This window comes from Flavobacterium sp. UW10123 (genome assembly GCF_040538975.1).
Lineage (GTDB): Bacteria > Bacteroidota > Bacteroidia > Flavobacteriales > Flavobacteriaceae > Flavobacterium.
In genome coordinates this window covers 87,217-102,913 of the sequence record NZ_JBEWQE010000001.1, presented here as the reverse complement: position 1 = coordinate 102,913, position 15,697 = coordinate 87,217, and the positions used below count along the sequence as shown (strand labels likewise).

15 protein-coding genes are annotated in these 15,697 nt (G+C 33.8%); 1 reads left to right on the top strand and 14 read right to left on the bottom strand.

What is annotated here, in order from left to right; genetic code table 11:
* Positions 1–34 precede the first annotated feature (34 nt).
* The 4 genes from ABXT06_RS00425 to ABXT06_RS00410 form a co-directional block, all read right to left on the bottom strand.
* Positions 35–625 (bottom strand): DUF502 domain-containing protein, encoded by a 591-nt coding sequence (locus ABXT06_RS00425; protein WP_354588986.1) that lies wholly within the window; start codon positions 623–625, stop codon positions 35–37.
* Positions 626–699: 74 nt separating this feature from the next.
* Entirely contained in the window at positions 700–1,638 is a 939-nt protein-coding gene (locus ABXT06_RS00420) for a mevalonate kinase family protein (protein WP_111367624.1), read from the bottom strand.
* 55 nt (positions 1,639–1,693) lie between these two features.
* Positions 1,694–1,948: a hypothetical protein gene (locus tag ABXT06_RS00415; RefSeq protein ID WP_354588985.1), complete on the bottom strand. Its 255-nt coding sequence runs from the start codon at positions 1,946–1,948 to the stop codon at positions 1,694–1,696.
* Positions 1,949–1,994: 46 nt separating this feature from the next.
* Entirely contained in the window at positions 1,995–3,095 is a 1,101-nt protein-coding gene (locus tag ABXT06_RS00410) for a diphosphomevalonate decarboxylase (RefSeq protein WP_354588984.1), read from the bottom strand.
* Positions 3,096–3,347: 252 nt separating this feature from the next.
* On the opposite strand from ABXT06_RS00410, the gene ABXT06_RS00405 reads away from it, so the two are divergent.
* Complete coding sequence (locus tag ABXT06_RS00405; RefSeq protein ID WP_354588983.1) at positions 3,348–3,824, top strand: TspO/MBR family protein; 477 nt, start codon at positions 3,348–3,350, stop codon at positions 3,822–3,824.
* A 36-nt stretch (positions 3,825–3,860) separates the two neighbouring features.
* Here the strand turns inward: ABXT06_RS00405 and ABXT06_RS00400 are convergent, their stop codons facing one another.
* The 10 genes from ABXT06_RS00400 to ABXT06_RS00355 all read right to left on the bottom strand — a co-directional run bounded on the left by ABXT06_RS00400 (position 3,861) and on the right by ABXT06_RS00355 (position 15,675).
* On the bottom strand, positions 3,861–4,583 hold the full coding sequence (locus tag ABXT06_RS00400; RefSeq protein ID WP_354588982.1) for a BamP family beta-assembly machinery protein: 723 nt from the start codon (positions 4,581–4,583) through the stop codon (positions 3,861–3,863).
* A gap of 10 nt (positions 4,584–4,593) precedes the next feature.
* Positions 4,594–5,310 carry a BamP family beta-assembly machinery protein gene (locus tag ABXT06_RS00395; RefSeq protein ID WP_354588981.1) on the bottom strand — a complete coding sequence of 239 codons (717 nt, stop codon included), beginning with the start codon at positions 5,308–5,310 and terminating at the stop codon, positions 4,594–4,596.
* An 81-nt stretch (positions 5,311–5,391) separates the two neighbouring features.
* Positions 5,392–6,060, bottom strand: a complete 669-nt coding sequence (locus tag ABXT06_RS00390) for an MBL fold metallo-hydrolase (protein ID WP_354588980.1) — start codon at positions 6,058–6,060, stop codon at positions 5,392–5,394.
* 61 nt (positions 6,061–6,121) lie between these two features.
* Positions 6,122–6,694 (bottom strand): Crp/Fnr family transcriptional regulator, encoded by a 573-nt coding sequence (locus tag ABXT06_RS00385; protein ID WP_354588979.1) that lies wholly within the window; start codon positions 6,692–6,694, stop codon positions 6,122–6,124.
* A gap of 4 nt (positions 6,695–6,698) precedes the next feature.
* Positions 6,699–7,346, bottom strand: a complete 648-nt coding sequence (locus ABXT06_RS00380; RefSeq protein WP_354588978.1) for an HAD family hydrolase — start codon at positions 7,344–7,346, stop codon at positions 6,699–6,701.
* A 6-nt stretch (positions 7,347–7,352) separates the two neighbouring features.
* On the bottom strand, positions 7,353–8,561 hold the full coding sequence (locus ABXT06_RS00375) for a BaiN/RdsA family NAD(P)/FAD-dependent oxidoreductase (RefSeq protein ID WP_354588977.1): 1,209 nt from the start codon (positions 8,559–8,561) through the stop codon (positions 7,353–7,355).
* 198 nt (positions 8,562–8,759) lie between these two features.
* Positions 8,760–9,437: a glycerophosphodiester phosphodiesterase gene (locus ABXT06_RS00370; protein ID WP_354588976.1), complete on the bottom strand. Its 678-nt coding sequence runs from the start codon at positions 9,435–9,437 to the stop codon at positions 8,760–8,762.
* A 177-nt stretch (positions 9,438–9,614) separates the two neighbouring features.
* Positions 9,615–11,276: an alpha-amylase family glycosyl hydrolase gene (locus ABXT06_RS00365; RefSeq protein ID WP_354588975.1), complete on the bottom strand. Its 1,662-nt coding sequence runs from the start codon at positions 11,274–11,276 to the stop codon at positions 9,615–9,617.
* A 217-nt stretch (positions 11,277–11,493) separates the two neighbouring features.
* Positions 11,494–13,347, bottom strand: a complete 1,854-nt coding sequence (locus ABXT06_RS00360) for a glycoside hydrolase family 13 protein (RefSeq protein ID WP_354588974.1) — start codon at positions 13,345–13,347, stop codon at positions 11,494–11,496.
* Between the two features lie 213 nt (positions 13,348–13,560).
* Complete coding sequence (locus tag ABXT06_RS00355; protein ID WP_354588973.1) at positions 13,561–15,675, bottom strand: glycoside hydrolase family 97 protein; 2,115 nt, start codon at positions 15,673–15,675, stop codon at positions 13,561–13,563.
* Between the last annotated feature and the right edge of the window lie 22 nt (positions 15,676–15,697).

Here is a 15,697-nt window from a genome sequence, read left to right as displayed (position 1 = left end):
AGGGAAGTTAAAAGATATTTTTTAATTCAAAAATTTAGAGTTTGTTTTTTAACAATTCTTTAGAACCGTAGCCTAGTTTTCTAATACAAGCCAAAGCTTGTTTTTGCGTAATATCAATTTCTGTAATATCTTTTTTATCGACAAAAACCACAGATCCGCTCCACGGATTTGGAGCATCTGGTATGAAGACTGTAAATTTCTCATCACTGACTTGTTCAATTAAAAAAGCAAATTGCAAACCTGCGTCAGTAGGAACTAAAATTACTTTTAAATCGTCTTTAGATTCTAAACCCAATATGTTTTCATTCATGTTTTTCATAAATGAGTATCCTGGGACGAAGCTCAAAATGCCGTCTTCTAATCTTTCAACCAGTTTTTTTGCGTTCGCAGTTTTTGCCAATAATCCTGCTACTAGACAAATGAGAACTATGATTAATATTCCGATAAGTTCTTGAATTGCAAGTCCTAAAACACTTACATTAGGTAAGGTACTTACGAGTGGAAGTGTCGTTTTTTGAATAATGCCATATCCTTTTTCTAAAACAATTAGCAAAACGATAAGCGGCACTAAAAATACAAGTCCTCCTAAAAAAGTTGCTTTGATGATTTTTAAAATACTCTTCATATTTAGTAACTTTTTTTAGGATTAAAATTAGGAAAGTGTATTCAAATAATTATCTGTTTTTATGGGATTTATATTTAGAATTGGTAAACTACTTCTAGCTTATAATCTTTTAAAGCTGCTTTTGCACGTTCTAAATCTTCAGTAAAACCAAGGATATAACCTCCTCCGCCAGAACCGCAAAGCTTCAAGTAATAATCATTAGAGTCAATTCCGTGTTGCCAGATTCCATGAAATTGTTCCGGAATCATTGGTTTAAAGTGATTTAGAACAACTTTAGAAAGTTTTTTGGTATTGGTAAACAAAGATTTCATATCGCCATGCAAGAAGTTTTCTACGCAGGCATCTGTATATTTTACAAACTGGTTTTTAAGCATCGCACGGAAACCTTTATCTTTTAAGTTTTCCATAAAAATGCTAACCATTGGAGCTGTTTCTCCAACAATTCCTGAGTCTAACAAAAATACAGCACCTTTTCCGTCAAAACTTTGAGTAGGAATTCCAGTTGCTTCAATATTGTCTTTTGAATTGATTAAGATTGGAATGCTCAAATAACTGTTTAAAGGATCTAAACCAGAACTTTTTCCGTGGAAAAAGCTTTCCATTTGAGAGAATATATTTTTTAAGTGTAATAATTTTTCGCGAGTTAGATTCTCTAGAACAGTAATTTTGTTTGTAGCGTATTTGTCATAAATAGCCGCAACAAGCGCACCGCTGCTTCCAACGCCATATCCTTGCGGAATACTAGAATCGAAATACATTCCAGTTTCAACGTCATTTTTTAAAGTTTCTAAATCGAAAGTAACCAATTCTGGTTGCTGTGTATGTAGTACTTCAAGATAAGAAGCAAAACTTCTTAAACTTCTGTTAGAAGCAATAGCTTCTTCTGTAGGCTCTTCGGATTTTTTTAAAGCGCCATTGTAAAAATTATAAGGAATAGAAAGTCCTTTAGAGTCTCGGATAATTCCGTATTCTCCAAAGAGTAATATTTTTGAGTAAAATAGTGGTCCTTTCATGATTTATTTTATGTCTTTCTTTAATTTATAGAGAAAATTTAGTTTTGTATTTATATTAGCCTTTTATGTATAATCCGATAATCATCATGGCTAAAGCAAAAAATAATCCAACGAACCATTTTATCATGTCATTTTTAGCTTCTGTGATTTCTTTTTTTACAATATCTTTAGTGGCAATTTCGTTTTTATCTTGTCTTATTTCTTCACTGATAGTTCTATCAATTGCTTCAACAAACTCTTTAGCCTTACTCTCATCAAGATTAAGTTCTTTTCTAAACAAATCATAAAGTTTTATAGCAGCAGTATTCATACAATTACCTAATAAAGGATATTTTAAATATTAAAGATACGGAAAATTATAATGCAACCGCACCGTGTCCAATTTTGTCGCAAATGTATTGACTATTCTGACAAAATACAACTAATTCGCCCTGAATAAATTGAAGTACTTTTTCGCTAACGTTTTCAGGATATAATACATGCACATTTGCTCCAGCATCAAGCGTAAAACATACTGGAATCTGGGTTTCAGTTCTGAATTTCCAAATTGCATTTATGATTTGCAGCGTATTTGGTTTCATTAAAATGAAATAAGGCATAGATGTCATCATCATGGCATGCAAAGTCAACGCTTCACTTTCTACAACTTTGATGAATTCGTCTAAATTTCCACTCTCAAAAATGGCAATCAATTTATCTAGATTTTCGTGCGCTTGAGCAAAACGTCTTTCTGCGTACGGGTGATTGTGCATTAAATCATGTCCAACCGTGCTAGAAACTTGTTTTTCGCCTTTATCAACCAATAAAATAGTATCTTGATAATTCTTGAAATTTTCATGAATTGTATATGGAAATTCCACTCCAAATAAATCAGTGCTTCCTTCGATATTTGACTGATTTCCCCAAACTACTACATTTCCTTTTACGCTTCGGCAAGCACTTCCAGAACCTAAACGCGCTAGAAATGAAGCTTTTTGATGAAAATACTCGTCAGTCATTTCTGGGTTCAGCAATTTCTCTAAACTCATAAAATTCATTGCTAAAGCAGCCATTCCAGAAGCCGAAGAAGCAATTCCCGAACTGTGCGGAAATGTATTCTGAGTATCAATTGTAAAATGATAATCCTTTAAAAACGGCAGATAAACCTCAACTCTTTCCAAAAACTTCTGAATCTTTGGTTTGAAATCTTCTTTTGGTTTTCCTTCAAAAAGCAAATCAAAAGAAAAATCATTTGTTCCGCTAAGTGGAGTCGAAGCGTCTCTTTTTTCAAAACCTAATTTTGTAATTGTTTTACAGTTGTTTAAAGTAAAACTAACAGAAGGATTTGCTGGAATCTGGTTTTCTTTTTTTCCCCAGTATTTCACTAAGGCAATGTTGCTCGGAGCGCTCCATTCAAAGTTTCCGTTTTCGATTGTTGAAGTATATGGATTTGGTATAAAATCGGCCGCTGTTAACATGAATTATAAAATTTTGGCAAAGATAACTTTTTCATTTTTCCAGCATGTAAGTTATATAAGAAATTATAAGCATGGTTTACTAAAAATGAACTTTGAGATAATTGTCATCCTGAGCGGAGTCGAAGCCTTTTCTAATTCATAAGCCTCGACTCCGCTCAGGATGACACAGAATTAAATCCTTCAAATGAACTTATATAACTTATATGGTTTAAACTTTTCTTTTGACTATTTTTGAATTCAAAATTTGATGCCATGAATAAGTTCGTAAAAATCGCTATAGCTTTAGTAATTTGTTTAACAGTTGGATATTCTGCGGGAGTGGTTACAAAACCAAGTATTGAAACTTGGTATGTAATGCTAGAAAAACCCGTTTTTAATCCGCCGAATTGGGTTTTTATGCCCGTTTGGACTGTGATTTATATTTTAATGGCAATTGCAGCTGCGTTGGTTTGGGACAGAATAAAAGTGCAGACTGAAGAAGTTAAAAAAGCTTTAGTTTTCTTTTTGATTCAATTGACATTGAATGCCATTTGGTCATATTTGTTCTTCGGATTAAAAAATCCGATGTTAGCTTTAATTGAAATTGTGCTTTTATGGCTTATGATTTATGAAACGTATTTAAAATTCATCAAAATCAATAAAATAGCAGGTTATTTATTGATTCCATATTTAGCTTGGGTTGGATTTGCTACTGTTTTGAATGCTAGTATTTGGTGGTTGAATAAGTAAAATTTTAGTTTCACGTTTTTCTTTGTTCAAGTTTAGCTATTCCAGCTTCTTAAACTCTTCATTTTTTGTATATAGAAAGTCTATCAATTCGAAATTATTTGACTTTTCTAAAAGAGTGTTAGATTTTGGATCAGCAATACAAAATTTTAAGAAAATTTCTTTTTCTTCGGGTTTTATTTTTAAATTGTTGATGAAAAAATCAGGAGGGCAAGAAGCAATGACAAGTTTCTTAAAACGATCGTCGAGAGGTTCAATTTTTTTCTTCGGTTTATCAAAAATAGGGTAGCTGAAATTTAATCCATTTTTGATCCTCCCGTCATAAACTGTCACTTTTGAAGTTACTTCATCAAATTGTTTGCGATTTTTAATTTCATTTATTTTTTCCTTATTATTGGCAATTTTTTGAATATCATTTTTATTAAAAACAGATCTAGAAACTGTAACATTCTCCAATTCTTCAGCTTTTGGAGTCATCTCAACAATGAGATAGCTTTTTTGTAGATCTTTTAAAGTTAGTTTCAATCTTGTAAATAAGTAATCCTTTGAAAAAAACAATAAACTGTCTTGCTCTTTTGCTAAAATTGAAAACTCGCCAAATTCATTTGTTCTGCTGCTTGTTTTGGCAGTTTTATTTATGACTTCAACATTTGATAGAATGTTATTTTGAGAAAGGACTTTTCCGTAAAGTAATTTTTCTGTTTGAGAAATACTAAGCTGATAAGTTAAAAAAGAAATTGTAGTAAGTAATTTTACTTTCATCTAATGACTTTTAGTTTTTAATTCCTGAATTTAGTTTTTGAAACTCTTTGTTTTTAGTATGCAGAAAATCCATTGTGTAAAGTAAATTTTTCTGTTGTACGAGAACTTTAGCTTGTGGATCAGCATCACAAAATTGTAAAAACAGTTCTTTTTCTTCGGGCTTTATTTTCAAATCATTTGTAAAGAAATCTAATGGAACAGTTGCTTCGGCTAATTTTTTGAAATCCAATTCCTTGAACTTAAATTGCTCTTTTTTTCTTTTTCCTCTAAACAAATTGAAAATAGCGACTAAATCCATTCCATTTGCGATAGTTCCGTTGTAAACACCTGTAGATATTGGCCCCATTGGCACAATAGTGGAATTCTCGTCGGCTTGTCCAACTTTAGGAAATTTGATATTTGTTATTAAAACTTCATCCAATTCTTCAGGTTTTAGAATCATATTTACAATAATATTGTTCTGATCTATATTTTCCTGAGAAATTTTTAGCCTTTTAAAAAAGTAATCTTTAGAGAAAAACAGCAAACTGTCTTGTACGTGCACCAGAATCGAAAATTCGCCAAGTTCGTTTGTTCTTGTACTGGTTTTGGCTGTTTTATTAATTACTTCGACATTATTGAGCGGAATATTCTGTGAAAGAACTTTTCCGTTTAATAATTTTTCATTTTGAGAAATACTAAGCTGATAGGTGAAAATAGAAATTGTGGTAAGTAATTTTACTCTCATATAGGATTAATTAGTTGAGAGTAAAATTATTAGAATAGTCTTAACGAAAACTTACAGAACATGTAAATTCTTGTTAATAATCTATTTTATGGTTTGAACAATTTTTTCCAGTTCACCATTATTGATTAAAACAGGTCCGTGACCAAAACAAAGTATTTTTGGTTTTAGGGAAGCTAGTTTTAGAATGGATTTTCTGTTTGATTCTTTATTAGCGGTGAATAAATGTGGTGGTTCATGCAAACCAACTTTTGTAGTAAGCAAATTCATATTGGTCATCACATCGCCAACAATTAAAACACCATCTTTTTCTCTGAAAAAAGATAAATGACCTCTTGAATGTCCTGGAGTTTCGATAACCGTAAATCCGCCAATTTGATCATTTTCTTTTAAAGTCTGAGAAACCGAATGCCCTTTTCCTGCCCAAAAGTTTTTCTGAAATTTTGAGATGAAATGTTTCGGATTTGGGTATTCTGTAATTACGTTTCCGTTCTCGGCGAATTCTTTTTCGGGTTCACTGCACAAAAGCGGAATCTTGAGTGCTTCGCAGATAATTTTACTGCTTCCTTGATGATCGGCATGAGCGTGCGTCAACGCGTGTTTTGTAACAGATTTGTCTTTTACTGATTTTAATATTTTATTAAAAGAAGTTCTAATTCCTGCATCAATTAAGACATCTTCGATCAAATAACAATTAATGGCATTTCTTGGAAACAAAGGAATCTGGTAAACGTCTTTGGCAATATTCTTCATCTTTTTCAAATTTTATTTTGACAAAGATTTGAATTCCGTTTTTCAATCCACTTGATAAATGTTAAGAAATGTCTTGGCGAATTCTGCTCAACGATTCTGGAGTAATTCCGAGAAAAGAAGCTATGTAAATTAAAGGTGTTCGCTGAATTATTTTGGCTGGAGCCGAAGCTAAAAAAGTCTGATATTTTTCTTTAGCTGGAATCATTTGCAGTTTTAAAACTCTGTCGGCCATGCAAATGTAATTTTGTTCGGCGAGAATTCTTCCAACTCGTTCCCAATTTGGGATTTCATTATACAAAAATTGCATTTTTTCGAAAGAGATCGAAAACATTTCACAGTCTTCAATACACTGAATATTTTCAAAAGAAATAGATTGGTTTATAAAACTGGAATATGAAGCAATAAAACCGTTATCACAGCTTAAATAAGTGGTGATTTCTTTTCCGTCTTTTAAATAATAAACACGAGCAAGACCTTCGACAATAAAGAAAATCTTGTTGCTAGTTTTTCCCATTTCAGAAAGGAATTCTTTAGCAGTAAATTTTTCATATTCAAAACAAGAATCAATCTTTTCGATTTCATTTTCAGAAAACGAAGCGATTGATAGTATTTGTTTTTTTAAAGAAGGATTCATGATTTTATAAAATAGCAATCAGTTCCGAAGCAGTATTAATAACCGTTTTTGCACCGCTGGCTTTCAATTCTTCTTCGGTTCTATAGCCCCAAGTAACACCAACAGGAAACATATTAGCATTTACAGCCGTTTTCATATCAATATCAGAATCGCCGACAAAAAGGATTTCTTCTGGTTTTAAATTCCACTTTTTACTTATTTCAATCGCTTCAAACGGATTTGGTTTTTTAAGTTCTTCTGTGCTCAAACCAACCGCTGTATCGAATTGCTGTGGAAATAGTTCATGAGCTATTTTCTTTGTTAACTCATCGGCTTTATTGGAGAAAACAGCCATTTTGATATTTTGTGAAGTCAGTTTTTCTAACAACTCAACAATTCCATCGTATGGTTTTGTTTTCAGCGTGCAGATTTTAGTGTATTCATCGACCATACATTCAAAACAACTTTCGATTTCATCATCAGAATTGTTTGTTGCTGGCAATGCTTTGCTTACCAGATTTCGTAAACCGCTTCCAATAAAATATTGATAAGTGTCGTAAGTATGAGTTGGATAATTTAGAGCAGTAAGCACTTTGTTCATCGCATCTGAAATGTCGTGTAATGAGTTGACCAAAGTTCCGTCTAAATCAAAAATAATTCCTTTAAATTTCATTTTTCATTAAATATTTTGAGCCAGAATAAACCCGCTTGTCCAGGCATTCTGAAAATTAAATCCGCCGGTAATAGCGTCTATGTTTACAATTTCGCCAGCAAAATACAGGTTTTCATGAATTTTGCTTTCCATGGTTTTGAAATTGATTTCCTTTAAATCGATTCCGCCAGCGGTTACAAATTCTTCTTTGAAAGTACTTTTTCCATTGACTTTAAATTCAGCTTTTGTGAGTTGTGAAGCCAGATTCTGTAATTGAATTTTTGATAAATCTGCCCATTTGGTTTCTGCATCAATTCCTGAAGCCAAAACCAGACTTTCCCACAAACGGTTTGGAAAATCAAAAGGGGATTTTTTAGAAACGGCTTTTTTAGCGTGTTCCTGTTTTAAGTCTTTTAGGATTTTTTCGGCATCTTCAAAATCAACATCATTTAACCAATTCACAAAAATGGTAAACTGATAATTTTTATCATGCAGAATTCGTGCGCCCCAAGCCGAAAGCTTTAAAATTGCGGGACCGCTCATTCCCCAATGCGTAATCAATAATGGCCCTGTCGATTCTAGTTTGGTATCTTTTACATGAACCGTAACTTGAGCCGCAACGCCAGGCAATTCTTTAATTCTCGAATCTTTGATATTGAAAGTAAATAGGGAAGGGACAGGGCTGACGATGGCATGTCCGTGTTCCTGAAGCATTTCCCATATTTTAGGATTGCTTCCCGTTGCCATTACTAATTTTTCGGCAGCATAATTATCTGTTTGAGTATCTATTTTCCAATGATTTTCTTTTTTGAAAATAGATTGTACGCTTTGTCCTGTCAAGACTTCTATGCCTAATTTTTCAGTTGCTTTAAGGAAACAATCAATTATGGTTTGTGATGAATTTGAAACCGGAAACATTCTGCCGTCTTCTTCAATTTTTAATTCAACGCCATGTTTTTCGAACCATTCGATTGTATCGCCAGAACAAAATTGATGAAAAGGTCCACGAAGTTCTTTTTCGCCTCGCGGATAAAACTTTACTAATTCGTTTGGTTCAAAACAAGCGTGTGTAACGTTGCATCGTCCGCCTCCGGAAACACGAACTTTGGAAAGAACTTCTTTTCCTCTTTCTAAAATGGCGATTTTCAGTTTCGGGTTTTTCTCTGCAATATTAATTGCGGTAAAAAAACCGGCTGCGCCTCCGCCAACGATAATGATGTCGAAATTTTTGATCATATTTTTTTGAGTTGCCACGAATTACACTAATTGGCACTAATTTTTTTTGCCACAGATTACACAGATTTAAAGGATTTTTTCTTTAGCCACGAATTGCACTAATTTTCACGAATTAATTTATTCATTTTTAAATTAGTGTCAATTCGTGAAATTAGTGTCAAACAAATCTGTGTTAATCCTTTTAATCTGTGGCTAATATTATATTTTATCTGGATTATCAGAGATAATTCCGTTTACTTGATAACTTTTTACTTTTTGAATATCTTCTTCTGAGTTTACTGTCCATGGTAAAACTAGAAAACCTTTTTTCTGCATTTCGTTGACATTTTCCGCATTCAATAATTGAAAATCAGGATGAATGGCTTTTGCTTTTATTTTTTCGGCGAAAGCTAAAGCGGTATTTATATTTTCTTCGGTTAAAACACCGATTGGAATTTTGGGATTTAGATTTGATGTTTCTTCTAACATATTCCAATCGAAACTTGAAATGATAAAATCCTTGTATTTCCAGCCTTTTTCTGCAATGTATTCCTCAATTAATGCCACAACTTTAGGAGCGGTTCCTAAACCTTTTAATTCGATGTTGATTAAGCATTTTTTATCGACCAAATCAAAAACTTCGTTTAAAGTTGGAATTTGGTATTTTCCATCAATTAAAAATAATTTTAATTCTGCTAAAGTAAAATCATTTACTAAGCCTTTTCCGTTAGTGGTTCTTTCGATGGTTTCGTCATGAATTACGATTATATGTCCATCAGAACTCAAATGAACATCGAGTTCTATTCCGTCTGAATTTAGGTCTAAGGCTTTTTGGAAAGCTTGTAAGGTGTTTTCAGGTTCGTAGGCTTTTGCACCGCGATGTCCAATTTTTAGCATTTGTTGTGAGTTTAACCGCAAAGGTCGCAAAGTTTTACGCAAAGGACACAAGGATTATAAAAAAAGTTAGCCACAGATTATTAGGATTAAAAGGATTTTTTTAAATCTGTGTTAATCCTAATAATCTGTGGCTAAAAACTTTTGCGAACCTTGCGTATTTCTTTGTGTGCTTTGCGGTTAAATCTTCTCCAATAAAACAATATCAAAATCATTGTCAATAATTACTTTTCCATCAATAACCTCAACTTCTTGATTCGAGTAAGTATCTTTTAGTTTTGTTCCGTTTGGGAAGACGTCGCCAACAGGAAGCTCTTTTCGGCCTTTTGGTAAATCTAATCCCATAACAACTTTATCAGTAAAAGAGCCTTGAGTAAATGTTCTGGAAAAAGTATAAGGATACGGATTAATCAGTTTGTGAACACCAGCACCAACAGCAGGATGATTTCTTCTAAATTGCCCTAATTTCTGCCAGTGTAAAAGCGTTTTTTGTGTTTCAGGATTGTTCTGAATATCGTTCCAATTCATGTTCGAACGTAAAGTTGCATCGCCTTGTGTACCTTCAACAACTAAAGATCTCGCCGATTCGTCGCCATAATAAATTTGAGACATTCCCGGAGAAAGTAATAGTTTGTTGGCTGTTTCGATGCTTTTGGTTCTATTGGCATCAAAAGGTTGCCCATCGTCGTGTGAAGACATGTAATTAAGAACAGAATAGCCTTTTAAATCATTGTTTAACGCATTCGAATATTTAGAAAATAAACCTTCATAATCGTTTTGCGCAGCATTCCATTTAAACTCAAAATTGATCATGCTGTTGAAACCATTCTGAAAATAATTTACTTTTCGATCTCCAAAATCATAATCCTGTCCGCCGCTAATTCCGTAACCGTAAACTTCGGCGATGGTATAAAACGGATTTTGATCTAGAACTTGTAAAGGATGATGTTTTTTCCAGGTTTCAAAGGCGTATTCACATTCTTTTTTAAAGTCTGCCCAAACATTTTCGTTAGTATGCTTTACTGTATCTCCTCTGTAACCATCAATTCCGAATTCCAGAATATAATCGGTAAGCCATTTTATAATGTAATATTTAGGTGTTTTAGGATAATTGGTTCTTTTGAAAAATTCATCCAACGAAGTAATTTCTTTTTCGTAACGGCCTTCTTTTTTCCATTTTTCAATTAAGAAAGGAGGTAGTTCAACTTCCTGAATGCTTTCTGTTCTTATGTCTGGAAGATTATCAACCAACGTACACATCGTTGTATTTTCGAAAGATTTGTAATCGCAGACAACGCCAGTTCTTACCCAGTCGGAAGGCCAAACGGGATCTTCTGGAGTTACAGGTCCTGTATGATTGATAACTCCGTCAAGAATTATTCTGATGCCTTTTTCGTGTGCTTTTTTAACCATATTGGCTAAATCTTCTTTTGTACCGAAGTTTGGATCAAGAGCTGTCCAATCTTTTGCCCAATAACCGTGAAAACCGTAACTCAGTCCAGTTCCTTCGTCAACGCCATCATGAATCTGCTCGACAATCGGCGTAAGCCAAATGGCATTGATTCCTAATTTTTCAAAATATCCTGATTCGATTTTTTTTGTGATTCCGATGATGTCACCGCCTTCAAATCCGCGGAGTTTACCAGGCGTTTTGGTTCGGTTAAAATTGACGTCGTTGGAAGTATCTCCGTTGTAAAAACGATCTGTAAGTAAAAAATAAACATTTGCTCCTTCCCAAACGAAAGGTGTTTTTGAAGTATCATTCATTGTAACTGATTTTGAGCCAGAACAACCCGTAATTATGAATACTAAAGATAAAAAAAGGAAAGTGTATTTTTTCATTATTTTAGAATATTTTAGGATGGATTGTGTTGAAAAAAATAGCCACAGATTACACAGATTAAAATGATTTTTTTCTTTTGCCACGAATTACACGAATCTCCACGAATTAATATATCATATTTAAATTTGTGGAGATTCGTGTAATTCGTGGCTAACAAATCTGTGCTAATCTCTATAATCTGTGGCAAAAAAATACTGCGAACTTTGCGGTTAAGCTTTATTCCAATTCTAAAACTAAAGCTGATTTTGGTTCTAAAGTAATTTCAGAAGCTAAATCGAATGTTTTTCCTGTAATAACATCTTTTCCTGATTTGTAGTTTTTGATGCTTTCTTTGAAACGAGCTGTTTTTACAACTTGTTCTTTTGCATTGTTGTTGAAAACGACCATTACGGTTTTAGCATCAGTATATCTGAAATATACATACGTGTTATTTTCTGGAATATAATGCGTCATTTTACCGAAATGAACCGCTTCGTTTGTTTTTCTCCAGTTGAATAATTTTGAAGAGAAATCAAAGAAAGCAGCTTGTTGAGCAGTTCTTCCTTCTTTAGTAAAAGCATTGTTTTTGTCGCCAGCCCATCCGCCTGGGAAATCCTGACGAATATCGGCATCTCCGCCTTTTCCTTTATCACCGCCCATTCCAATTTCTGAACCGTAGTAAATCTGTGGAATTCCGCGAACGGTTGCCAATAAAGTCATGGCTAGTTTGTATTTTGGTATATCGTATTTGAACTTTTCGTTCATACGATCAGTGTCATGATTTTCGGCAAAAACTAAAATATTATTGGTGTTTGGATATAAAAAATCCATTGCAAAATTGTTGTAGAATTTAATCAATCCGCTGTCCCAGTTTGGTTCATCTTCACTGAAAGCAGAAGTAATCTGACTTTGAAGCGTAAAATCCATCACACTCGGAAGATTTGAATTGTAGTTTTCAATCGCACCAATTTTACTGTCTTTCTGCCAAAAAGCTAAATTCGCCTGATTGTGCATCCAGATTTCACCCACAATATTAAAGTTTGGGTATTCATCTGTAATAGATTTTGCCCAATTTGCCATCGCAGTTTTATCTGAATAGTTATAAGTATCTACTCTAAATCCATCAAGATTTGCAAATTCGATCCACCAGATAGCGTTTTGAGTTAAATATTTTGCAACTAATGGATTCCTTAAATTTAAATCTGGCATTGAAGGCACAAACCATCCATCAATACAAACTTCCTGATCGATTTTTGAAGCGTGAATATCTGTAATTACTTCACGACGATGATGTGTTTGTGTGAAATTTTCAAATTGATTGAACCAAGTTTTAGTTGGAATATCTTTCATCATCCAGTGTGTAATTCCCCAGTGATTCGTCACATAATCCATAACCAATTTCATATTCTTTTTGTGCATTTCTGCAGATAGGCGTGCGTAATCGTCATTCGTTCCGTAACGAGGATCAATTTTGTACACATCAGATTGTCCGTAAGTATGATACGAATGCTGTTTGTCGTTGTCTTCGCATAAAGGCGTGCTCCAAATTGTGGTTGCACCAAGAGACGAAATATAATCTAAGTTTTTGATGATTCCTTCAATATCTCCTCCGTGACGTCCGCTTGGATCTTGACGGTTTCCTTTTTCAGTTAAAGAAGCATTGCTGTCGTTTTTAGGATTTCCGTTTGCAAAACGATCTGGCATGATTAGATAAATCAAATCAGATGCATCGTAGCTTTTTCTGTCGGCAGAATTGGCTCTTCTTTCTTTAAGCGCATATTTCTGAGTAAAAGCAACTTTATTTTTGTTTTTGAAAGAGAAAACTAACTCAGAAGCTTTGACATATTTTGTGTCGATTGTTACGAAAAGGTAATTTGGATTTTCTGTTTTCTCAACGTTTTTAATCACAACATTATTAGAAACTGAAGCTTCGTATTGTGCAATATTTTTTCCGTAGAACATAATCTGCAGTTCCGAGTTTTTCATTCCGGCATACCAAAATGGCGGCTCTACTTTTTGGATTTGCGCTTTCGCGGAAGCGGAAAACAATAGAACGAGTAAAATTAATTTATAGAAATGATGGTTTTTCATAGCGAGTAGAATTTAATTTTAATTCGATTTCCTGCAAGGTTTCCAAAACCTTGTAGGTATGTTGAATGTAAATATTTAGGAGACTTACAAGGTTTTGGAAACTTTGCAGGATTGATATAATACCTAACAGGTTTTTAAAACCTGTTAGGATAAGCTTTTTACAATTTAAAAAAAAGACAAGTAATCTTGGGGGTAATTACTTGTCTTTAAAAATTATTTGTTTTCGATAATGCTTATCGCATAACCTCCGCCAGGAGCAGAAAGCTGAGATAATTTTGATTTATTCGTTACAGCAATTTTCTTGATTGTATAAGCTTGCGGATTTGTTTTGTAATGCGCATCTTTTGCATCAGCATAAATTGTAGCTGTATATTTTTTACCTTTTTCAAGGAAACTGAAATCAATGTTAGATGTACGTGGAGTTTCTCCGTTTACGTTTCCAACGAACCAGTTGTTTGTTCCTTTTGCTTTACGTGCAACTGTAATAAAATCTCCTGGCTCAGCCTCGATATATTTACTTTCTGACCAGTCTACAGCTACATCTTTAATGAATTGGAATGCATCTGGAAAACGGTTGTAGTTTTCTGGAGTATCAGCTGCCATTTGTAATGGGCTGTACATAGTAACGTATAATGCCAATTGGTTTGCAATTGTACTGTTTACATGCGATTTGTTCTCAGGATTCATTTTGCTAATATCCATTTCGAAGATTCCCGGAGTGTAATCCATTGGACCACCAATTAAACGTGTAAATGGTAAAACCGTTACGTGATTTGGTTTAGAACCTCCAAAAGCTTGGTATTCTGTTCCTCTTGCTGCTTCGTTTCCAATTAAGTTAGGATACGTTCTAGCAATTCCTGTTGGACGAACCGCTTCGTGAGCGTTCACCATAATTTTATAATCAGCTGCTTTTTCGATAGCGTATTGGTAATGGTTTACAATCCATTGGCTGTAGTGGTTTTCACCTCTTGGCAAAATATCACCTACGTAACCGCTTTTTACAGCATCGTATCCGTTATCGTTCATGAATTTGTAAGCAGCATCCATGTGACGCTCGTAGTTACGAACAGATCCAGAAGTTTCGTGGTGCATGATGATTTTTACACCTTTAGATTTTGCGTATTCGTGAAGACCTTTTACATCAAAATCTGGGTAAGGAGTTAAGAAATCAAAAACATAATCTTTAGAATGTCCAAACCAGTCTTCCCAGCCTTCGTTCCATCCTTCAACTAAAACGGCATCGAAACCATTTGCCGCAGCGAAATCAATGTATTTCTTTACGTTAGCATTGTTTGCACCGTGCGTTCCGTTTGGTTTTGCTTTTGAGAAATCAGAAACTCCCAATTGAACTGTCGGGAAATCGTTAGTGTAAGACCAAGAGCTTTTTCCTGTAATCATTTCCCACCAAACACCAATGTATTTTACTGGCTTAATCCAAGAAGTATTCTCAATTTTTGATGGATCGTTTAAGTTATAAGTCATTTTTGATGAAAGAATTTCTCTAGCATCGTCACTTACGATAATCGTTCTCCAAGGCGAATGATTTGGAGCTTGCATATGACCTTTATCTCCTTTTGCATCTGGAGTTAACCAAGATTCGAAAATTAGGTTTTTATCGTCTAAATTCAAGTGCATACAAGAATAGTCAATCAAAGCCGCTTCGTGCAAGTTGATGTAGATTCCGTCAGCCGTTTTTAACATCAAAGAAGTTTGAACTCCTGTTGGTGAAAACGATTTTTGAGAAACGTTTGCTGTATATGCTTTTTGAGATAAACCTCTGATTTCAGATAATTTAGATTTTGTATAATCGTATTCCTGAGTGTCATAATCTCCCGGAATCCAGAAAGCTGTATGATCTCCAGTCATGGCAAATTGTGATCTTTCTTCTTTGATTACGAAATAAGTAAGATTCTTTTGAGCTGGAAATTCATAACGGAATCCTAAGCCGTCATCGAATAAACGGAAACGAATTACGATTTGTCTGTCTGTACTTTTTTGATTTAAAGTAACTGCCAATTCATTATAATGATTTCTAATGTGATCTACTTCTCCCCAAACTGGTTTCCAAGTTTCATCAAAAGTTGAAGTCTTAGTATCAGCGATTGTAAAGTCATTCAATAAAGATTTTTTGTCATCTTTAAGTTCAAGACCTAGTTTACTGGTTTTTACAACTTCTTTGTTTTTGTATTTTAAATTGTACGTTGGAGTTCCATCGTTTTGAAGAGAAAATTCCATTACGAACTTTCCTTCGGGTGATTTTAATTGTTGTGCTTCTGCAATAGAGCTAAAAGCAAACAAGATTAAACTTGCGAAAAATAAGTTTTTCATGTTTTTTAGATTTTTAGGTGTA